This window comes from Marinobacter sp. P4B1 (genome assembly GCF_001447135.1).
GTDB lineage: Bacteria > Pseudomonadota > Gammaproteobacteria > Pseudomonadales > Oleiphilaceae > Marinobacter > Marinobacter vinifirmus.
In genome coordinates this window covers 40,668-59,647 of record NZ_LLXM01000005.1, presented here as the reverse complement: position 1 = coordinate 59,647, position 18,980 = coordinate 40,668, and the positions used below count along the sequence as shown (strand labels likewise).

At 59.4% G+C, this 18,980-nt stretch carries 19 protein-coding genes; 7 read left to right on the top strand and 12 right to left on the bottom strand.

Annotation, left to right across the window (positions count from 1 at the left end):
• A complete protein-coding gene (locus AQ621_RS02050) occupies positions 1–1,800 on the bottom strand; it encodes a PHA/PHB synthase family protein (RefSeq protein ID WP_058340067.1) in 1,800 nt (599 codons plus the stop codon).
• 75 nt (positions 1,801–1,875) lie between these two features.
• Positions 1,876–2,235, bottom strand: a complete 360-nt coding sequence (locus AQ621_RS02045; protein ID WP_058340066.1) for a phasin family protein — start codon at positions 2,233–2,235, stop codon at positions 1,876–1,878.
• 139 nt (positions 2,236–2,374) lie between these two features.
• Between AQ621_RS02045 and AQ621_RS02040 the strand changes: the two genes are divergently transcribed.
• The 6 genes from AQ621_RS02040 (at position 2,375) to AQ621_RS02015 (ending at position 8,984) form a co-directional block, all read left to right on the top strand.
• Positions 2,375–2,695 carry a TraR/DksA family transcriptional regulator gene (locus tag AQ621_RS02040; RefSeq protein ID WP_058340430.1) on the top strand — a complete coding sequence of 107 codons (321 nt, stop codon included), beginning with the start codon at positions 2,375–2,377 and terminating at the stop codon, positions 2,693–2,695.
• A gap of 26 nt (positions 2,696–2,721) precedes the next feature.
• Positions 2,722–4,185 (top strand): SLC13 family permease, encoded by a 1,464-nt coding sequence (locus AQ621_RS02035; protein WP_058340065.1) that lies wholly within the window; start codon positions 2,722–2,724, stop codon positions 4,183–4,185.
• 187 nt (positions 4,186–4,372) lie between these two features.
• Positions 4,373–5,173, top strand: a complete 801-nt coding sequence (locus AQ621_RS02030; protein ID WP_058340064.1) for a C39 family peptidase — start codon at positions 4,373–4,375, stop codon at positions 5,171–5,173.
• A 57-nt stretch (positions 5,174–5,230) separates the two neighbouring features.
• Positions 5,231–6,241, top strand: coding sequence for a hypothetical protein (locus AQ621_RS02025; RefSeq protein ID WP_058340063.1), 1,011 nt, complete (start codon positions 5,231–5,233; stop codon positions 6,239–6,241).
• Positions 6,242–6,279: 38 nt separating this feature from the next.
• Positions 6,280–7,905, top strand: a complete 1,626-nt coding sequence (locus AQ621_RS02020; RefSeq protein ID WP_058340062.1) for an OmpP1/FadL family transporter — start codon at positions 6,280–6,282, stop codon at positions 7,903–7,905.
• 23 nt (positions 7,906–7,928) lie between these two features.
• On the top strand, positions 7,929–8,984 hold the full coding sequence (locus AQ621_RS02015; protein WP_058340061.1) for a MalM family protein: 1,056 nt from the start codon (positions 7,929–7,931) through the stop codon (positions 8,982–8,984).
• Between the two features lie 4 nt (positions 8,985–8,988).
• Here the strand turns inward: AQ621_RS02015 and AQ621_RS02010 are convergent, their stop codons facing one another.
• Together AQ621_RS02010 and AQ621_RS02005 are read right to left on the bottom strand one after the other, a co-directional pair.
• The gene (locus tag AQ621_RS02010) at positions 8,989–10,017 is read right to left on the bottom strand and encodes a polysaccharide deacetylase family protein (RefSeq protein WP_082640843.1); all 1,029 of its coding nucleotides are present in this window, start codon (positions 10,015–10,017) and stop codon (positions 8,989–8,991) included.
• A gap of 6 nt (positions 10,018–10,023) precedes the next feature.
• Positions 10,024–10,698 (bottom strand): DNA-J related domain-containing protein, encoded by a 675-nt coding sequence (locus tag AQ621_RS02005; RefSeq protein WP_058340060.1) that lies wholly within the window; start codon positions 10,696–10,698, stop codon positions 10,024–10,026.
• Between the two features lie 191 nt (positions 10,699–10,889).
• On the opposite strand from AQ621_RS02005, the gene ttcA reads away from it, so the two are divergent.
• Complete coding sequence (gene ttcA / locus AQ621_RS02000) at positions 10,890–11,762, top strand: tRNA 2-thiocytidine(32) synthetase TtcA (protein WP_227508228.1); 873 nt, start codon at positions 10,890–10,892, stop codon at positions 11,760–11,762.
• 26 nt (positions 11,763–11,788) lie between these two features.
• On the opposite strand, the gene AQ621_RS01995 is transcribed toward ttcA, so the two are convergent.
• The 8 genes from AQ621_RS01995 to ccoO form a co-directional block, all read right to left on the bottom strand.
• Positions 11,789–12,478 carry a sulfite exporter TauE/SafE family protein gene (locus AQ621_RS01995; RefSeq protein WP_058340058.1) on the bottom strand — a complete coding sequence of 230 codons (690 nt, stop codon included), beginning with the start codon at positions 12,476–12,478 and terminating at the stop codon, positions 11,789–11,791.
• An 8-nt stretch (positions 12,479–12,486) separates the two neighbouring features.
• The gene (gene ccoS / locus AQ621_RS01990; RefSeq protein WP_173637026.1) at positions 12,487–12,714 is read right to left on the bottom strand and encodes a cbb3-type cytochrome oxidase assembly protein CcoS; all 228 of its coding nucleotides are present in this window, start codon (positions 12,712–12,714) and stop codon (positions 12,487–12,489) included.
• 47 nt (positions 12,715–12,761) lie between these two features.
• The gene (locus AQ621_RS01985) at positions 12,762–15,161 is read right to left on the bottom strand and encodes a heavy metal translocating P-type ATPase (protein WP_058340056.1); all 2,400 of its coding nucleotides are present in this window, start codon (positions 15,159–15,161) and stop codon (positions 12,762–12,764) included.
• Entirely contained in the window at positions 15,158–15,673 is a 516-nt protein-coding gene (locus AQ621_RS01980; protein WP_022988019.1) for a FixH family protein, read from the bottom strand. The genes AQ621_RS01985 and AQ621_RS01980 overlap by 4 nt, the downstream gene beginning before the upstream one ends.
• Positions 15,674–15,718: 45 nt before the next feature.
• Positions 15,719–17,155 carry a cytochrome c oxidase accessory protein CcoG gene (gene ccoG / locus AQ621_RS01975; protein WP_058340055.1) on the bottom strand — a complete coding sequence of 479 codons (1,437 nt, stop codon included), beginning with the start codon at positions 17,153–17,155 and terminating at the stop codon, positions 15,719–15,721.
• Positions 17,156–17,288: 133 nt separating this feature from the next.
• Positions 17,289–18,179 carry a cytochrome-c oxidase, cbb3-type subunit III gene (ccoP, locus tag AQ621_RS01970; protein ID WP_058340054.1) on the bottom strand — a complete coding sequence of 297 codons (891 nt, stop codon included), beginning with the start codon at positions 18,177–18,179 and terminating at the stop codon, positions 17,289–17,291.
• Complete coding sequence (locus AQ621_RS01965; RefSeq protein WP_022988016.1) at positions 18,176–18,361, bottom strand: CcoQ/FixQ family Cbb3-type cytochrome c oxidase assembly chaperone; 186 nt, start codon at positions 18,359–18,361, stop codon at positions 18,176–18,178. Before AQ621_RS01965 ends, ccoP begins: the two co-directional genes overlap by 4 nt.
• A gap of 4 nt (positions 18,362–18,365) precedes the next feature.
• Positions 18,366–18,974 (bottom strand): cytochrome-c oxidase, cbb3-type subunit II, encoded by a 609-nt coding sequence (gene ccoO, locus AQ621_RS01960; protein ID WP_022988015.1) that lies wholly within the window; start codon positions 18,972–18,974, stop codon positions 18,366–18,368.
• Between the last annotated feature and the right edge of the window lie 6 nt (positions 18,975–18,980).

Genomic DNA, 18,980 nt, shown 5'->3' with positions numbered 1-18,980 from the left:
TCAATGTCCGGCGTCGGCTGCTTTTACTTTCACGTAACTGCCAGGGGCATCTTCAATGACCTCGAGTTTTCCTTCGCCGGGCTGTCGGGCCGGCACCTGGTCGCCTTCATAGCCGACAATCCATTCCCGCCAGTATGGCCACCAGGAGCCCGGATGCTGCTCCGCGCCGGAGAACCAGGCGTCCGGATCTTCCGGCAGGGTGTTGTTGGTCCAGAAGCCATATTTTTCTTTGTAGGGCGGGTTGATCACACCGGCGATGTGGCCGGAACCGGACAGGACAAAGCGGACATCGCCGCCGTAAGCGTATGCCCCGTGGTAAGTGGTTTTCCACTTGGCGATGTGGTCCTGTCGCGCCGACAGGAAGAACGATGGCACCCGGATTTCCGACAGGTTGATGGTTTCGCCGTTCATGGTCAGGGCATCTGGCTGCACCAGCCGGTTATGCAGGTACATTTCCCGCAGGTAGTAACTGTGCATTCTGTACGGCAGGTTGGTGCCGTCGGTGTTCCAGTACAGCAGGTCAAAGGCGGCGGGTTTCAGGCCTTTGAGGTAGTTGTTGGTCCAGTACGACCAGAACAGGTCGTTCTCGCGCAGCAGGTTAAACGTGAAGGCCATGGCCCGGCCGTCCAGGTAGCCCTTGCGCTCCATGGCCCGCTCGATGCCACGGATGGAGTGATCGTTGATGAATACGCCGATGCCGCCGGGATCCGAAAAGTCCAGCAGGGTGGTCAGATAGGTGGTGCTGATGATCGGGTTGCGGTTCTTCTTCTCCAGCCAGGCCATGGTAGAGCCCAGCAGGGTGCCGCCAATGCAGTAGCCGATGGCGTTCATCTGCTCTTCGCCGGTGGCCTCTGTTACCGCATCGATCGCCGCGAGGGGGCCGAGCTTCATGTAATCATCCCAGCCGGTCTCTTTCTGGGCCGGGCCCGGGTTACGCCAGGACACCACGAACACCGTCTGGCCCTGGCTCACGAGCCAGCGGATAAACGAGTTGCGCTCGGTCAGATCGAGTATGTAGAACTTGTTGATCCAGGGCGGGATGATCAGCAGCGGCTGCTGCGCTACCGTCCTGGTGGTGGGTGTGTACTGGATCAGCTGTATCAGTTCGTTCTGGTACACCACCTTGCCCGGTGTGGTGGCCAGGTTGCCGCCGACTTCAAAAGCCGAACGGTCGGTCATGCCAACATTGAACAGGCCGGGGTTCTGGCGCAGGTCTTCCACCAGGTTACGGGCGCCATCCACCAGATTCATCCCCTTGCGTTCCCAGGTAATGCGCAGTACTTCCGGGTTGGTCAGGGGGTAGTTGGAGGGCGACAGGGCACTGGTCAGTTGCCGGGCATAGAACATCATCTGGTCCCGGGCGGGACCGGGCAGGCCTTCCATGTTCTCTACCCAGTTCAGGAATGCGCCGGAATTGATCAGGTATACCTGCTGAAGCACATCGAAAGGCACATGCTTGCGCCAGTCGTCAGCCAGGAAACGACGATCGTCGGATTCCGGAACGGCTACCGGCTCGGGCTGTTTGCCGGTCAGCCGGCTGAACGTGTAACGGGCGAGGCCCAGATGCTTTTTGCCCAGCTCGATCTCGGCGCTGGCAAAGCGAAGCGGATGCAGCAGCAAGTCTTCGGCCATGGCACGATAGGCGTCTGACATTTCGCTGAGGGTGGACAGCTTAGCGTGGTCTACCATGCCGGTGTCGCCCAGCCATTGTTCCAGTTGCTGCTGGCCCTGACGCACGTTGTCGTCAAAGGTTTTCATCATCTGCTTTGCGGTTTTACTGATGTAGTCCATACCCAGCATCGGGGTTCTCCTTGCCTCGGATACAAAAAGGCCGGAGCGTCGCAGACGTTCCGGCCCGGCCGGTCATTCAGGGTGTCAGGCAGCGGTTTTGCCGTTGCTGCCTTTACCGGTGGCCGGTGTTTTTTCCGCTGTGTTATCAGCCGGTTTTGCCTCGAACACCTGCTGCAGTTGCTCGCGGGTTTCGTTGGCGTAGTCCTGCCAGGCCTTCCAGTCTGCAGATACCTGCTCGCTGATGGTTTTCAGGGTTTCGGCCTGGTCTGTGGTCAGGGTTTTCAGGCTTTCGAGGTCGCGTACCTCGGCCATCTTCCGGGCCTGTTCCATGGCAACATCGGCATACCGGCGGAACGCTTCCATCTGCATTTCTGCAGCTTTGCCGAACTGGTTGAACAGGGTTTCATTGAGGCGGTTGGCTTTTTCGAGCAGCTCATTGTTCATGGGGTACAACTCCTTTGTAGTTGGAATGACTGGAATCCTCAGTCTAACTTTAGATGCGTGACATCATTTTGACAGGCATCAAACGCCGTTCCAGCATATTCTTTAGTCTGGAATTTGTAACCTTACAGTGGAGAAAACCATGAGCAGTCGCAAATCCGAACTGGAAACCCTGAAAGCGGAACTACAGGCCCGCCTGGCCCGGTATGAAGCGCACCAGCACCGCGAGGCGGGTGCATTGGATAAGGATTTTGAAGAGCAGGCCGCGCAAACCCAGAACGACGAAGTGGTCGATTCACTGGAAGTGGAAACCCGCGCCGAACTGGTACAGATTGCCCATGCACTGGAGCGGATCGACAGCGGAGCAGGGGACGAATGCGAAAAATGCGGTGAGCAGATCGATCCGCGCCGGCTTCAGGTGTTGCCTTACACCACCGTTTGTGTAAATTGCGCCGACAACTGAATTCTGACAAACACTGAGTGGTAAAGATGACACAGAACCCCGCTGGATCAGAACCGAAGCAAGGATTGCCCAAAAGCCAGGTAATTGGTTTGTTTCTTGGCGCCGCTTTCCTGCTGGTTACCCTGCTGGTGCCGGCGCCGGAGACGATGGGTCCGAAGGCCTGGGCTGCCCTGGGCATGATGCTGATGATGGCCACCTGGTGGTCTACCGAAGCCATTCCCATTCCGGCTACCTCCCTGTTGCCGATTGTGCTGATACCGGCGCTGGGGTTGGGAAGTATCAGCCAGGCCACATCGCCCTACGCTAATCCGATCATCTTCCTGTTCCTGGGCGGGTTTACCCTCGGCCTGGCCATGCAGAAGTGGAACCTGCACCGGCGGATTGCGCTGCTGACCTTGCGGGCGATGGGGGACAAGCCGAAACGGCAGATTGCCGGGTTCATGCTGGCAACGGCCTTCCTGAGTATGTGGGTGAGCAACACTGCCACGGCGATCATGATGCTGCCGATCGGCTTGTCGGTGATCGGCATGATGGATGACAGCAATCCGGACGGGGTTCGCCGTTATGCCACGGCCTTGCTGCTGGCCATCGCCTATTCCGCCAGCGTGGGTGGTATTGCCACCCTTATTGGCACGCCGCCCAATGCCTTGCTGGCGGCTTACCTGAGCGAAAACCAGGGCATTTCCGTGGGCTTTGCCCAGTGGATGCTACTCGGTGTGCCTGTGACGGTGGTGATGCTGACATTGACCTGGTGGTGGCTGACCCGCAAGGACTTCGGCATTGAAGGCGCCCAGGAAAGCGGCCAGATGATCCGGGACGAACTTGCCGCGCTCGGCCCCATGAGCAAGGGTGAAAAGCTGGTTGCACTGGTGTTTGTGGTGACGGCGTCGCTGTGGATTTTCCGGCCCTTGCTCTCTGGCAGCATTGCGCCCTGGCTGAGTGACACCGGTATTGCCATTGCTGCAGCGATTGCCATGTTCCTGATTCCGGTAAGCACCCGGGACAGGACCTTCGTGCTGGACTGGGATTCGGCTAACCGCCTGCCCTGGGGCGTGCTGCTGCTGTTTGGTGGCGGCCTGGCCATGGCGGGCGTGATCAGCAGTTCCGGACTGGCCGAGTGGATTGCCGAGAGCATGGGCGTGGCTGGCACCTTGCCGGTACTGGTGATGATGATCCTGGTGGCTGGGGTGATTATCTTCCTCACCGAGGTGACCAGCAACACCGCCACAGCGGCGGCGTTCCTGCCGCTGCTGGGTGCCCTGGCGATGTCGCAGGACGTCTCTCCGCTGCTGTTGACGGTGCCGGCTGCCATTGCCGCCAGCTGTGCCTTCATGATGCCGGTGGCCACGCCGCCGAACGCCATCGTGTTCTCCAGTGGCCACATGAAGATTTCCGATATGATCAGGGCCGGTTTTGCGCTCAATATCATGGGTATTGTGGTGGTAACCCTGATTACCTACGCGCTGCTCGGAACCGTTTTCTCAATGTGATTCAGGGCCGGATGCTGTCCGGCCTTTCCCTCCCTTGAACCAGTTCTCAGTACTGTCGCTGCTGGCCCCGCCTGCAGCGACAGATTTGAGGCACAGTTATCTTTAAGCCCGATTCGATTTCGGTATCTTACGGTTACAACATGTAACGCCGACGTTGCACATCCAATAAAAACAGGAACTTTGCAAAATGCTGCTGGTGCTGGCCGGATCCCTTCTCACATTTGCCATGGTGCAGGAAGCCACCGAGGTAGAGCCGTTCGAGCCAGGCACCATCGTGCTGGAGCACAAGGTGGATGCGAGCCCGGTTGAGCAACGCTCTGATGTGCGGGTGGAGCCCCTGGTCGAGCAGAAGTTCCGGAACATTGTGCGCCAGGCCTACGACTACAGCTGTGGCAGTGCGGCACTGACCACGGTCCTTAATTTCTATCTTGGCCGGACCCTCTCTGAACGGCAGGTGATGGAAGGGTTGCTGCATTACGGCGAGAGCGATCGCATCGTCCAGCGCCGGGCCTTTTCCATGCTCGATATGAAGCGCCTGGTGACGGCTTTGGGTTATCCCTCTGGCGGCTTCAAGGCCGAGATTGACGACCTGATGGAGCTGGATCACCCGGCTATCGTGCCCATCGACCACGCCGGCTTCAAACACTTCGTAGTGCTCCGGACCATCCGGGATGACCGGGTTTACCTGGCCGACCCCGCCGTCGGCAATATTTCCTTTACCGTGGCCCAGTTCCAGGAGAAGTGGGACGACAACGTGCTGTTCATTGTCTTCCCGGGCAGCGACAAGCCGCTGGACAACCTCGAACTGAAAGAGGAAGACCTGCGCTTTGTAGACGACCAGTCCATGACACTGCTGGCTATCCAACAGATGCCGGCGTTCGCCGAATCCACAGAAAGACGCGTCCAGAACTTGCTGGAACGCCAGAAGAACAATCCTGACGGTAGCGTTGAGAATACCCGTAAACAGCTTTACTACCGTCGAAACTAATTTTCCGGGCGGTTTTCCCCGGATCAGGAATAAAACCAATAAGAGTAGGGAGTCAGGATGAATCGTTGGTTAGTGCGAGGTTTTATCCTTGTTTCCGCGGCCGGTGTGCTTCCGGGCATGGCGATGGCCCAGGACGGAAATGTTGACCAGGCGCGGGAAGCCCTGTCACGCCAGGAAGGTGATGAAGATTCCACCAAGCAGCTCGAGGAAGTGTTCCAGGCTGCCGAGAAGAACTATTCGTTGCAGAAGAAGGGATCTCACTCCCTGAACTATTCCTTCGACTATTCCTACACCGGGGATCAGCGCCTGGACCTGGCCATTACCAATGGTTCGGTGCGCAATCTGGATGTGGTGCCGTCAGCTACCCATAACTTCACCAATGCCTTTTCCTACGACTACGGCTTGCTGGACAACCTTACGGTTGGTACCCGGGTACCGCTGGTGGTCAAGTACGATACCGAGGACGAGCTGAATGTTTACGACTTCGGCGACATCTCCTTTACGGCCCGCTGGCAGCCCTTTGCCTACGTACCCGGCAAGGCTTCGGCTACCTTCTTTGGCACCCTGAACAGCAAGACTGGTGTCAGCCCCTACGAGATCGACATCAAGGAACAGCTGTCTACCGGTAGCGGTTATTACTCCGTTGGTGGCGGCCTGAGTATGTCCAAGGTGCTGGACCCGGTGGTGGTGTTCGGTTCGCTCAGTGCAACCTACAACCTGACCGAAGACGGCCTGGAACAGGTTCGTGGTGCCCGCCTGCTCGAGAAGGTGGAGCCCGGCTTTGGTCTCTCCGGCTCCGCGGGCTTTGCCTATTCACTGTCTTATGACATTTCCCTGAGTATCTCGGCCCAGGTCAGCTACAGCGACCAGACCGTTCTGACCTTCTCCAACGGCGACCAGGCCGTAGCCCAGGACCAGATGACGGGCTTCCTGAGCATGTCGCTGGGTACCCGGGTCAGTGATATGACCATCGTAAACACCAGTCTGGGGATTGGCCTGACCGAAGATGCCCCGGATTTCTCCCTGGGTATATCCCTGCCCATTAATTTCTCCGGCCTCAAAGAGTGATTGGAGCTGCAGACGTTTCACGGGAAGGGAAGATTTTCATGGGACAACCTAGTCACAAGCGACGTATTCTGGGAGCGCTGATCGCGGCAAGCCTGTCCTGCGGTGCCCAGGCGCAGATGACCCAGAACCTGACGCTGCACCCCAAGGCACTGGCACTGGGGAACGCGGTAACCGCCGATCCCCCGGGTTTGATGGCCATTCATTACAACCCGGCAGGCCTCACCAAGCTGGATGGTCGCCAGCTTGAAGTCAACGTGTTGAGTATCTACCTGGATATTGATGCCGACTTCATTGCGGATGAAGACTACGAGATTTTCGGTATCAAAGGCCTGGAAACAGACCCCCTGACCGGCAAGCAGCGGGACCCGGTGGCCAATACTCACAGCCACACCAACAACGTCGCCCTGTACGTTCCCGGGTATGGCATTCTGCGGTTGCCGCCGGGGCCGGCGGTAGCGCCCTCTGCGGGTATCAGTATCAAGCCACCCGGCTCAAAGCTGACCTTTGCCAACGCGTTCTATATGCCGATGGCCGCGGGTTTTTACCGGGAGAAAGACGATCCCGGCCGTTACCAGCCCCAGGCCGCAACGCTTCAGCGGACAACCTATCTTTCCCCGACGGTTGGCTATGAGATAAACGATGAATGGTCGGTAGGTGCCGGTATTCACCTGTCCCATTTCGGGTTTGCGGCAGACCAGTACATGCGGGCGCCGAACATGCTGATCGGTGTGGCAGAGGTTCTGCAAGACGCCTTCAACTGTGAAAGTGGTGACGAACCCCTGCAACCCTGGCTGGCCCTGTGCGGCGGTAACGTTGGCCCCTGGGACGATATCGGCGCGATGAACCTGAACCTGCAGGAAACCATCTCGCCCACCTACGCCCTGGGTGTCATGTGGGAGCCCACGGACTGGTTCCGCTGGGGTGCCAGCTACACCTCCGAAGCGGACATGAACCTGAAAGGCCAGTTCGAGATCCAGTACACCGATGACTGGTCCGGGTTCTGGCAAAGCGTTAACGGCTCAGTGCTGGGGGCCATCACCTCGGCTATTCTGAGTCTGCCCTCCGGTGCCCCCCGGGAGGCCGGTAACGTCAGTATGGACCTGGTGTATCCGCAGCATTTCCAGACCGGGATCAGCGTGGATGTGCACCCGCTGCTCACCCTGAATGCCGACATTGGCTGGACCGATTTTGCCCAGTGGGACGCCTTCGAATTCAAGTTCGACCGCAAGCTGGAGTTCCTGAACGCTGCCCGGATTTTGTCGCCGGATAACGCCACGCCAGACAGCCTGCGCCTGCCGCTGGGCTTCAAGAGCCAGTGGAACTGGGCCTTTGGTGCGGAGCTGCATGTGTCGTCCCGACTGGACCTGCGGGCGGGTGTCGAGATCCGGGATTCGGTAATTCCGGACGATCAGCGTTCCATCATGGCGCCGTTTGGCGGAGCCAACCTGTACAGCGTAGGGCTGGGGTATCGCTGGGACAAAGACACGGAAATCGACCTGAACCTGTCTTACCTGCAGTCTATCGAGACTATTCCGGCAGACAGCAGCTGTAACGTAAACTGTGACAACATCACCAATATCATTTACAACCCCTATGCGGACCTGGAGATCAAGACCTCGCTGCGGGTTGTGATGGCGGGGCTGAGTTTCCGCACCAAATTCTGATGCAGTCCGGGGAGTAGTTTGTCATGGTTCTGATGCGATCCGTCCGGTTGGCAGGCTGTGTCCTGGCAGTGGCCCTGTCGGCGGGCTGCCAGTTGGGTGGAACCCCCATCGAGCAGCGGGACGGTTACTTCACCTGGGTAGACGAACAGGGCCAGGTACGCTACTCCCGCATTCCCGAAACAGAATCAGAATCCGAAAGCCCGGAAAGCGAAGATGTTGCCGAGACTGCGGGCTTACCTCCCAAGAGGGCACTGGGCGAGCCCGATGCTGCCAGCAAGCTTGAGGATGCCGGCGACTACACCACCGAAAACTACCCGGATGGCGAAGAGCTGGCCCGGGACGGTTTTATCCGGCCGGGGCAGCGGCAGCCCTATTACACCTGGCGAGATGCCGACGGCATTGTCCGGGTCAGCTATTACAAGCCGGATACCCGCACCGAGCGGCAACGTAACCCGGACATGGCGCCACTGAACCTGACCCCCGCCAGCGTTTACCTGCCCCGGCAGGAATCCGGAGAGGCCGAGCCCGTAGCCGGCCATGACCCGGATGCCTTTGCCGTCCTCGGCATCGAGCGCGAACCGGAGAACGTGTTGACCACCTTTGCCGGCAACTGCTGTGAAGCGTTATCCAACAAGGAGTTCGAGCACTGGCAGGAGGGAAGGGAGTTCGGGGTTCGTATCACCGAAGATTCCCCGGTTTATGATTTCAGCAGTGGCGAGTCCGCCTTCCAGTTGGTGGCCTTGCCCTCCGGTGAGTTTACCCATGGCTTTGTAACGCGCCTGCGCTCCTACGCCCACAAGGGCGTGTTCGTGCCCACACTGGCGTTTCTGGATCGGGATTTTCGCCCGGTTCGCCTGATTACCGACCTGGTGATGGATTATTACCCGGAAACCTGGCGTAAGCGGGGCTACCTGGAAGCCTGGGTGCCGGTATTTCCGGGGCAGGGTGAGCGTTGGTTATTGGTGCTCACCCGTAGCGAAGACCTGCGCGCGCAAACCGTGTATGACGCCGATCACGGCCCCGTGGCGATTCCCCATGTGCCTTACGGTGAGCTCGGGTTGACCACGTTCGAAGAGTAAGGGATCAGTCTTCCGGAGCGTCCAGGTTCAGCCATTGCTGGGATAGCCAGTAGTAGCGGCCATCACCTGCCGGGTGGGTACAGTTATAGCGAAAACGCCGGCTGTCGAATGCCTTTGGTGCCTTCACCGAGACCCGGTTGCCGGTTGTCCGGAATTCGATGCGGCCCTGACCGGAGGCAAAGCAGGTGAGCCGGTCCGCAGTCAGTTTTTCCCCCAGTTCGAACACCAGTTCCGGCGGGTTGGCTTCCAGTACGCCGTCGGGTAACTCGCTGGCGGGCACCGGGAAGGCCTTGCTCAGCAACTTGTCTTTCAGGCTTCCAAGCTGGCCAAAGCTGTTCGCCATGGGAAAACGGGGCAGTCGGGTGCTGTGGGAATAGCGGCCAATCGCCCCGGACTGTTGCCCGAATCCCAGCCAGCCTCTGGCTTCCAGTTTGCCCTCCAGTTTTTCGTCGAACTCACCGTAGGGGTAGGCAAACATCGGCTCCTCCACCCCGAGCCTGGTTTTCAGCGTGCCCTGGGCCTGGTCCAGGCTGTGCTCTGTCCGCTTGTGCCATTGCGCTTCGGGTTCACCGGGCTTGCGCGCCAGGTGGCCGTGGTCAGTGCTGTGGTTGGCAATGGTCACCTGTTCACCGGTGGCCAGCTCCTGTAACTGTTCCCAGCTCATGTAGCCCCGGCTGCCGATGGCGTCGGTGTTCACGAAGATGGTGAAGGGCAGGCCATGACGTTCAAGCAACGGGGCGGCATTTTGATAGACTGACTCGTAGGCATCGTCAAAGGTGATGGCAACACGGTTGCTGTCATCCTCACCGGCCAGCGCCTGCCGGGTTGCGGGCAGCAGTGGCACAACCTCAAGGTTCAGGTCCCTGATCATGTCCAGCTGGGCTTCAAACAACGAGCGGGAGGTGCTGGTGGCCGGAGGCGTATGGTCCGCCACATGGTGATACTGCAGCACAACAAGGTCGGCAAGGGCGTGGGGTGCGGAGGCAGTCAGGCCAAGAATGGCCGCGGCTGCGAATCGGTTGAGTCGAGTCATGTCAGTCTATTGCCGGGTAAAGTGACGTTTGAGGACGGAAAACGCCCGGTTCAGCTCCTGGATATCTTCTGTGCGCCCGCCGCGATCCGGATGGGCTTGCATCACCCGCCGGCGGAATCGCTGCTTCACGGTATCGAAGTCGCCGGGCAGTGTATCAAAGCCGAGCACCTGCGCGGCTTCCTGAACGTCCTCCGGGCTGCCGGCCAGTGTTACGCCAGCCAGGAAACGCTCCATCATGCCCCGGATATCGTGGCCGGACAGGAAGTACCGGGACAGATTCAGGTAAAAGCTTCTGAGTGGATCTTCTTCTGCCGGCAGGGCCCGGGTATTGCCGGAGCCGGTGGTCAAAATACATAATCGAAGCGGGGAAATCACCAGTGTTTCCCCGGCCTGGGCCAGCTCCGATTGCAGCCGGTAAAGGGCATGGAACAGCAGGAAGTGCACAGGATAGAGCGCGGTCGGGTCGCTGAAGGTGACGGGCTCGATGAGTTGCCAGCGCGGGCTTTGTAAGGCACGGATCAAAGCCAGTTCTGTCAGCCCGGAAGCCCCCGCCGCCCGAAGTTCATGTTCGGCAGCCACCTGCAGGTGATCGGCCTGCTGCTCAAGCCAGGCGAGCTGATCGCGGCTGATCGGGGATTGATCCGGTCGGGCGGAGGGTGCGGGTGTAATCATGGCGGCCATGGTATGACACTCTGCCAGCACGTGAAAGCACAGGAGTTGAGGGAAGTGGCGTGCGGCGCACTTAGGAAAGTACCGAGCCCGGGGCCCCTGTCACTCGGCAATCGGGGCGCGTATAATTGCCGCCTCATTTACCTTGCAAGTGTGCCAACAGAATGTCCGAAGCCATGATCGCCAATGCCGAGCAGGCGCCGATGTCCGAGCAGGAGCGTCGCCAGAAACTGGAGCTGAACAAACTGCAGAAACGGCTGCGCCGGGACGTGGGGCAGGCCATTGCCGACTTCTCGATGATCGAAGCAGGCGACAAGGTGATGTGTTGCCTGTCTGGCGGCAAGGATTCCTACGCCATGCTGGATATTCTGCTGAACCTGCAGAAAAGTGCGCCGGTACGTTTCGAGCTGATTGCCGTCAACCTGGACCAGAAGCAGCCGGGCTTCCCGGAAGAGATCCTGCCTGAGTACCTGAAGTCGCTAGGTATCGAATACCACATCATCGAGAAAGACACCTACAGTATCGTTAAAGAGAAAGTGCCTGAGGGCAAGACGACCTGTGGTCTGTGTTCCCGTCTGCGGCGAGGCATTCTCTACAACTTTGCCGAAGAGCACGGTGTTACCAAGATTGCCCTGGGCCATCACCGCGATGACATGCTGGAAACCCTGTTCCTGAACATGTTCTATGGCGGCAAGCTGAAATCCATGCCCCCGGTTCTTCACAGCGACGACGGCCGTAACACGGTCATCCGCCCGCTGGCCTATGCCCGGGAGAAGGATATTGCCCGCTATGCGGGACTGCGGAATTTTCCCATCATTCCCTGCAACCTGTGCGGTTCCCAGGAAAACCTCCAGCGGCAGGTGATCAAGGAAATGTTCCAGACCTGGGACAAGCAGCATCCGGGGCGGCTGGAAACCATGTTCCGGGCCCTGTGCAACGTCGAGCCATCGCACCTGGCGGATCCGAACCTGTACGACTTCAAGGAAGGTAAGCGGCTGGGCGGCAAGCGCCAGGCGGTGGTGCAGTCTGCGGAGCCGGAACAGGACTTTGGTCGGCTGGACGTGCTGAATCTCTGATCGGCCAGCAACCGCCGGCTGTTGGATCAGTGCATCAACAAGGCCTGGAACGGTAGCGTCCACAAGCCGAACAGGATCAGCAGGACACCGCTGATCTTGCGGAAGCTCTGATTGCTCTTGATGCCGCGAATCCAGTTGGCGGCGTAGCCGGTGGCCAGCATCGAGGGCAGGGTGCCCAGGCCGAAGAAAAACATGGTCAGGGCGGCGGCCGGCACTGTTGGCTGAAGCGCCGCCCAGCCCAGCGTGCTGTACACCAGTCCGCAGGGCAGCCAGCCCCACAGGGCCCCCAGGGCCAGCGCCTGGCCGGCATTATTGACCGGAATAAAGCGTTTGGTCAGCGGCGATAACGCCTTCCAGACCGGCGCCCCCACTCTTTCAACAAAGCGTATGCCCTGCCACCACTGGCCCATGGAAAGGCCCATGAAAATCAGCAGAAGGCCGGCTATGGTCATCAGCAGCAAGCCGGCCCAGCGCCATTGGCTGGCGGCCTGGGTGCTCAGCAGGGCCACGAGGGTGGCAATCAGGGCGTAACTGCCTATCCTGCCGAAATTGAAGGCCATCAGCAGCAGTGTCTGGCGCAGGCGAAACCCCTTGCCGACCGGCAACGCCATCGACAGCGAAGCGCTGATTCCTCCGCACATGCCCAGGCAATGGGTACTGCCCAGCAAGCCGATAACAAAGGCGCTCGAATAGCTCAGGTAAAGTTCCGGCTGCATGGTTCTGGTCAGGCCTTGTTATCGGGCTTTTGGTCAAAATCCCCGGTGCTGGCCTGTCCTTCCTTACCCGCTTTTTTGTCCGTGCGGGCATCATCCGGAATCATGTCTTTATCGTCGTCATACAGAATGCGATGGGCCGGCCCGTCCAGGTCGTCATACTGGCCATTCTTGACGGCCCAGGAGAACAGGAACACGCCCAGGGCCACCAGAAGCAGCATCAGGGGGACCAGGAACATGACAATATGCACGACAACCTCCTTGCATGGGGAATGCGACAGGTGTTTCAGGCCTTCCGGCTAAGGCGCAGGGCGTTTAGCACCACAATGAGTGAGCTGGCGGACATGCCGATCGCGGCCAGCCAGGGTGCCACCAGGCCTGCGGCAGCCAGGGGCAGCGCACAGACATTGTACCCGAAAGCCCAGATCATATTCTGGCGGATAATCCGGCGCGTCTGCCGGCTGGTGTTGAGAGCCTCCACCAGCTGGTAAAGCTGGCCGTTCAGCAGGACCGCATCGGCTTTGAGCTGGGTCAGGTCGGCGGCAGTGCCCATGGCCACCGAAATACCGGCGCCAGCCATGGAGGGCAGGTCGTTCAGGCCGTCGCCCACCATCATCACCCGGTGGCCCTCGGCCCGCAGCTGATCCAGCACCTCCAGTTTCTGCTCCGGCGAGGCTTCTCCGATTGCCCGGTCGATCCCCAGCATTTGCGCAACGGTCTGCACGTGGCCGGAGCGGTCACCGCTGAGCAGGATGGTCTGGATACCGGCGTCCTGCAGGGCGCGCACGGCTTTGCCGGCATCATCCCGAACCTGGTCATCCAGCTGGAAGCTGGCCAGCCACTCGGTATCGCTGGCAAGCCAGATCTCCATGCCCCTGGTGGGGGCCGACTCCGGCTCGGGTGCCCGGGTGTGGCCGGCTACAAAACTCTTGTGGCCGATATACACCGGCTGGCCATTGAAGATGCCGGATAAGCCGCCGCCCAGGTGGTTGGTTACATCGTTAACAGCTACGGACGCCAGGCTGTGAAACACCTTGGCAATCGGGTGTTCCGAATGCTTCTCCAGCCCGGCTGCAAGTTTCAGGGCGCTTGCCTGGTCCATGCCGCCGAACTGTTGCTGGCCACTGAGGCTGAGTTCGCCCCGGGTCAGGGTACCGGTTTTGTCGAACACCACCGTGTCGATGGTGTTCATGGATTCCAGGGTGTGGCCCCGGGTAGGCAGGAAGCCGAGTTTGCGCAGGCGCACTGTGGCCGAGGTAATTGCCGTGGGCGTAGCCAGTGACAGGGCGCACGGGCAGGTGACCACCAGAACCGACAGGGTGATATCGAACGCGTTATCGGCGCCGGCCAGCCACCATCCGATCCAGACGACCGGCGCCAGGATCAATACACGGCCAACGAATTTGCCGGCAATGCGGTCGGCCATCCGGGCCACCGGCGGTTTCTCGGACTGGACCCGGTCCAGCACCCGCAGGATTCCGGACAGCCGCGTTTGGGCACCGGCCTTGATTACTCGGACATCCAGCGGATTCTCGCCGTTGACGCTGCCGGCATGGACTGCGTCACCCGGGCGACGGGTTTCGGGCAGATACTCGCCGGTCAGGGCAGCTTCGTTCAGGGTCGATTCACCGGAAACTATTTCACCATCCACCGGCAGGGTTTCCCCGGGGCGTACCCGGACAATGTCGCCGGCCTTGACCTGGTGCATCGGCACGATATCGGCGTGGCCTTCCTTTACCAGGGCAGCGACTGATGGCTGGAACCCGGCCAATGCGTTTCCCGTGAGCCCCGCCCGGTATCGCGCCTGCACTTCCACGTACCGGCCCAACAGCAGGAAGAAGGTAAACATGCAGACCGATTCGAAATACACCTCGTGGCCGCCGAACACGGTAATCCAGGCGCTGGCGGCATAGGCCAGGCCGATGGCAATGGCCACCGGCACGTCCATGGTCAGGTGTCGGGATTGCAGGTCGCGACGGGCGTTTCGGAAAAACGGCCGGGCGCTGTAGAACACCACGGGGGTGGCCACCAGCAGGCTGAACCAGCGGAAGAAGCTGACAAAATCGTTGGACAGGTCGTTGATCAGTTCGAAGTACAGCGGAAACGCGAGCATCATGCTCTGGAAGGTGCCGATGCCTGCCACCGCAAGCCGGATCAACATGGAACGGTGTTCGGCCTTCAGGGCCTGTTCTGCTTCGTCCGCCTGGTAGGGACGGGCGGTGTAGCCCAGCTCATGGATGGCGATGAGCAGGTCACTCAGGCGGGTCTGATCCTGCGCCCAGACCAGCCTGGCCCGCTGGGTGGTGTGGTTAACAGTGAAGCTCAGCACGCCCGGTTGCTGCTTCATGTGGTTTTCCAGCAGCCAGATGCAGGCTGCGCAGGTAATCCCGCCAATCAGCAGCTGGGCTTCCTGTCCCGCTTTGACGGGCGAAACAAAGGATTGTTGTACCAGCGGATGGTCCAGCTCCCTCAGGCGCTCAACCTCTGCACGGGTGAGTTCCCGGGGTGTGACCGCTGGTTCGGTACGGAAGTCATAAAAACCGGTCAGACCTTCCTGGTGGATGGTCTGACACACGGCTTTGCAGCCCTGGCAGCAGAAATGCTGTTGTGTTCCGTTCAGGTCCAGCGTGATCGGAGGGTCACCGTCCGCTGGCTCTCCGCAATGGAAACAATTCAGGGCGGTCACCCTTGGGCGTTGCCTTTCGCATCAATGGTGATTGGGGAGGAAGAGGGCAGGCGCACTTCGCCTTTTACCCGCCAGTCGTTGTCCGGGCCCTGCAGGTCGTAATACCAGCGGCCACTGACCTGCTCAAACAGCTGGCCACGGTACTCTCCGGGGGCCACACGGGTGAACTGAACGGTTTTGTCCTGGCCGGACAGGGTCGGGTGATACAGGTTGAACACCAGGTACGGATAGTCTGCCGCACCGTCAGCGGTATCCAGCATCAGGGTGGCAGATTTGTCCTGCAGGCTCAGTTCGCCGGCCAGCTGCAGTTCAGCGGCGCGCTCGTCCCGGGCGATGGACATATTGATGCCCCGGCCTTCCTTGGAGTAATCGTCTGACACCATGGAGTTGTCCAGGCTGGAAGACACTACCAGGGTGGTGATCCCCCACATGATCGACGCCAGCGGGAAAATGGTCAGAAACCAGAACCAGGGCTGGCGGTACCAGGGTGCAACAGGTGCGTTATCAGTCATTACTCTTCAATCTCTGATGATGGCTTTAGACCCGCGCACGGGTCGTTAACGGGGCCTTGGACCAACAAAACGGCTTTCAGTTTCCAGGTTCAGGGACGGATCTGTCTCTGATTCTGCATAAAAGCGAATGGTGTTGTTGGATTCGACAATAGACGCCGGCGGAACGTCCACAACCGTCGGCAGGGAGCGGTTCTCGCCACTGCTGATGGTAAAGGTGGTTTCGGTCAGGATACGGATGCCTTCCATGCCGGCAACGCTCAGTTCGAAGGTCTGGGGCACTTCCGACATGTTCTGGATCTTCACCGTGTAGGAGTTCTCTACGCGGCCTTCACCGTTAAAGCTGAACAGCGCGCCACGGTCCCGCAGTACGTCCATCTTGGCCGGTACACGGGTAGCCACGGTAAAGATCACTGCACCGATCATCAGCAGCAGTACCGCACCGTAACCAAAGGTACGCGGACGCAGCAGCTTGGAGGTCTTGCCTTCCAGTTCGTTCTCGGTGGTGTAGCTGATCAGCCCTCTCGGGTAATTCATCTTGTCCATGACTTCGTCGCAGGCATCAATACACAGCGCGCAACCGATACACTCGTACTGCAGGCCATCGCGGATATCGATGCCGGTAGGGCACACCTGCACACACTGCTCGCAATCGATACAGTCGCCAAGGCCCACTTCATCAGGTGCAACACCTTTCTTGCGCTTGCCGCGGGGCTCGCCCCGGTTCGGGTCGTAGGAGACTACCCGGGTGTTGGGGTCGAACATCACTGACTGGAACCGGGCGTACGGGCACATATACAGGCAGACCTGCTCACGCATCCAGCCGGCGTTCAGGTAGGTGGCGACGGTGAAGAAGGCAACCCAGAAGTAGGCCCAGCCGTTGGCCTGCAGGGTGAACAGGTCCACGATCAGTTCGCGGATCGGATAGAAGTAGCCGACAAAGGTGACGCCGGTGGCAAAGGCAACAAACAGCCACAGCGCATGTTTGATGGTTTTCTTGGTGACCTTTTCCCGGGAGTTGGGGGCCTTGTCGAGTTTCATCCGCTTGTTGCGGCTGCCTTCCACCTTTTCTTCAATCCACATGAAGATAAAGGTCCACACGGTTTGCGGGCAGGTGTAACCACACCAGACACGTCCAAACAGGGTGGTGATGAAGAACAGGCCGAAGGCGCTGATAATCAGCATGCCCGAGAGCAGGAAGAAATCTTTCGGGAAGAAGGTGATGCCGTAAAGGTGGAACTCGCGGGCCGGCAGGTCAAAGTGGATCAGGGGCTGGCCGTCCAGGGTGAGCCAGACAAACAGGAAATACATGCCCATGAGCACGGTCAGGCTGACGTTCCGGATTCTCTGGAAAAAGCCTTTTACCTCTTTCACGTAAATCTTTTCGCGACTTGCGTAGAGGTCAACGGTCTCTGTTTTCTTGTTTTTATTGTTCGAGGGATCGGAGGATGGGTCAACCTGCTTGACAGGAATCTCGTTACTCATGGGTACCTCCCGGTATAGGGTAAAGCTGGGAGCGGGCCTCGGCGGGTCTGCTGATCTTCTCAAGCCTGTACCCGCGAGAGGGCAGATACAGGGTTGAAAAGACCGGGCCAGGACTAGCCTGGCCGGGTCTGACTCAGTTTGACAGGCTGTAAACGTAAGCCGCCAGAATCTGAATCTGGTCGTCGGTCAGACGACCTTCCTGTGCGGGCATCTGGTTCTGGCGACCGTTAACCACGGTCTCCTTGATCCACTCGTAGGTGGAACCATACAGCCACACGTTATCGGTCAGGTTCGGCGCACCCATGGCTGCCATGCCGGTACCATCGGCACCGTGACAAGCCGCACACGCCTGGGCGAACACCTGCTCACCGGCCTTTGCTGCTTCGGCGTCGAGTTCACGGCCGCTGAAGCTCAGAACGTAGTTAACCACCTGGTCAACCTGCTCGTTAGTCATGTTCGGCATGACACCTTTCGGCGTCATGTTGCCGTTACGACCCTTGGCGATGCTGTGCAGGATCTGGTCCGGCTCGCCGCCCCACAGCCAGTCGTCGTCAGTCAGGTTGGGGAAGCCCACCTGGCCGCGAGCGGCAGTACCGTGGCATACGGAACAGTTGTTGGCGAACAGGCGCTGGCCGATTTTCATGGCGTCTTCGTCCTGGGCCAGTTCCGGGATGGCGGTGTTGCCGTACTGGGCATAGATTTCGCCGTATTTCTCGTCAGCCTCGGCAACTTCTGCTTCCCACTGGTTAGTAGAAGTCCAGCCCAGCAGGCCTTTGTAGTTACCCAGGCCGGGGTACAGGGCCAGGTAGCCCAGGGCGAATACGCAGGTCGCGATGAAGAGGTAGAACCACCACTTCGGCAGCGGATTGTCGTATTCCTCGATGCCGTCAAAGGCATGGCCCATGGTGCGGTCAGTTTCAGTGTCGGTTGTCTGGCCCTTGCGGGTTGCCCAAAGCAGCCACCAGCAGCCGAACACAGTACCGAGCACGATCACAGTGACCCAGATGCTCCAGAAGGTACTCATTGTTTTTTCTCCGTTTTATCCTGTTCGAGAGTACGCTTGTCCACTTCTTCGTCGTCGAAGGGGAGGTGAGCCGCTTCCTCATTGGCCTTCTTGCGGTGGGCGCTGTAGGCCCACCACACGATGCCGAGAAAAACGGCCATTACCAGAAAGGTGTGAATTCCGCGTAACTCATTGATATCCATTGGCTCACCGTTTCTCTGAAATCACAGTGCCCAGCTGCTGCAGGTAGGCAACCAGTGCTTCGATTTCAAACTTGCCTTCGATGTCGGCAGAAGCCTTGGCAACCTGTTCGTCGGTGTAGGGAACACCCAGAGTCTGCAGCGTAGACATACGCGCTTCGATGCTCTGGTGATCTACACGGTTTTCGAACAGCCAGGGGAACGCCGGCATGTTGGACTCGGGAACAACGCTGCGCGGATCGTACAGGTGCTGGCGCTGCCAGGCATCGGAGTAACGACCGCCTACGCGGGCCAGGTCCGGACCGGTACGCTTGGAGCCCCACAGGAACGGACGGTCGTAAACGAACTCGCCCGCAACGGAGTAGTGGCCATACCGCTCGGTTTCCGCACGGAACGGACGGATCTGCTGGGTGTGGCACACGTGGCAGCCTTCGCGGATGTAGATGTCCCGGCCTTCCAGTTCCAGCGCAGACAGAGGCTCAAGGCCTTCTACCGGCTCATTCACCTGCTGGTGGAAGAACAGGGGCACAACTTCTGCAAGGAAACCGCCACTGATGGTGAAGATGATCAGTACGATCATCAAACCAAGGTTCTTTTCGACTATTTCGTGTCTCATCTGGTC

Bases quoted from the DNA above. Each gene is read 5' to 3' on its own strand.
- AQ621_RS02050 (WP_058340067.1), bottom strand. From the start codon at position 1,800: ATGCTGGGTATGGACTACATCAGTAAAACCGCAAAGCAGATGATGAAA.
- AQ621_RS02045 (WP_058340066.1), bottom strand. From the start codon at position 2,235: ATGAACAATGAGCTGCTCGAAAAAGCCAACCGCCTCAATGAAACCCTG.
- AQ621_RS02040 (WP_058340430.1), top strand. From the start codon at position 2,375: ATGAGCAGTCGCAAATCCGAACTGGAAACCCTGAAAGCGGAACTACAG.
- AQ621_RS02035 (WP_058340065.1), top strand. From the start codon at position 2,722: ATGACACAGAACCCCGCTGGATCAGAACCGAAGCAAGGATTGCCCAAA.
- AQ621_RS02030 (WP_058340064.1), top strand. From the start codon at position 4,373: ATGCTGCTGGTGCTGGCCGGATCCCTTCTCACATTTGCCATGGTGCAG.
- AQ621_RS02025 (WP_058340063.1), top strand. From the start codon at position 5,231: ATGAATCGTTGGTTAGTGCGAGGTTTTATCCTTGTTTCCGCGGCCGGT.
- AQ621_RS02020 (WP_058340062.1), top strand. From the start codon at position 6,280: ATGGGACAACCTAGTCACAAGCGACGTATTCTGGGAGCGCTGATCGCG.
- AQ621_RS02015 (WP_058340061.1), top strand. From the start codon at position 7,929: ATGGTTCTGATGCGATCCGTCCGGTTGGCAGGCTGTGTCCTGGCAGTG.
- AQ621_RS02010 (WP_082640843.1), bottom strand. From the start codon at position 10,017: ATGACTCGACTCAACCGATTCGCAGCCGCGGCCATTCTTGGCCTGACT.
- AQ621_RS02005 (WP_058340060.1), bottom strand. From the start codon at position 10,698: ATGGCCGCCATGATTACACCCGCACCCTCCGCCCGACCGGATCAATCC.
- ttcA (WP_227508228.1), top strand. From the start codon at position 10,890: ATGTCCGAGCAGGAGCGTCGCCAGAAACTGGAGCTGAACAAACTGCAG.
- AQ621_RS01995 (WP_058340058.1), bottom strand. From the start codon at position 12,478: ATGCAGCCGGAACTTTACCTGAGCTATTCGAGCGCCTTTGTTATCGGC.
- ccoS (WP_173637026.1), bottom strand. From the start codon at position 12,714: ATGTTCCTGGTCCCCCTGATGCTGCTTCTGGTGGCCCTGGGCGTGTTC.
- AQ621_RS01980 (WP_022988019.1), bottom strand. From the start codon at position 15,673: ATGACTGATAACGCACCTGTTGCACCCTGGTACCGCCAGCCCTGGTTC.
- ccoG (WP_058340055.1), bottom strand. From the start codon at position 17,155: ATGAGTAACGAGATTCCTGTCAAGCAGGTTGACCCATCCTCCGATCCC.
- ccoP (WP_058340054.1), bottom strand. From the start codon at position 18,179: ATGAGTACCTTCTGGAGCATCTGGGTCACTGTGATCGTGCTCGGTACT.
- AQ621_RS01965 (WP_022988016.1), bottom strand. From the start codon at position 18,361: ATGGATATCAATGAGTTACGCGGAATTCACACCTTTCTGGTAATGGCC.
- ccoO (WP_022988015.1), bottom strand. From the start codon at position 18,974: ATGAGACACGAAATAGTCGAAAAGAACCTTGGTTTGATGATCGTACTG.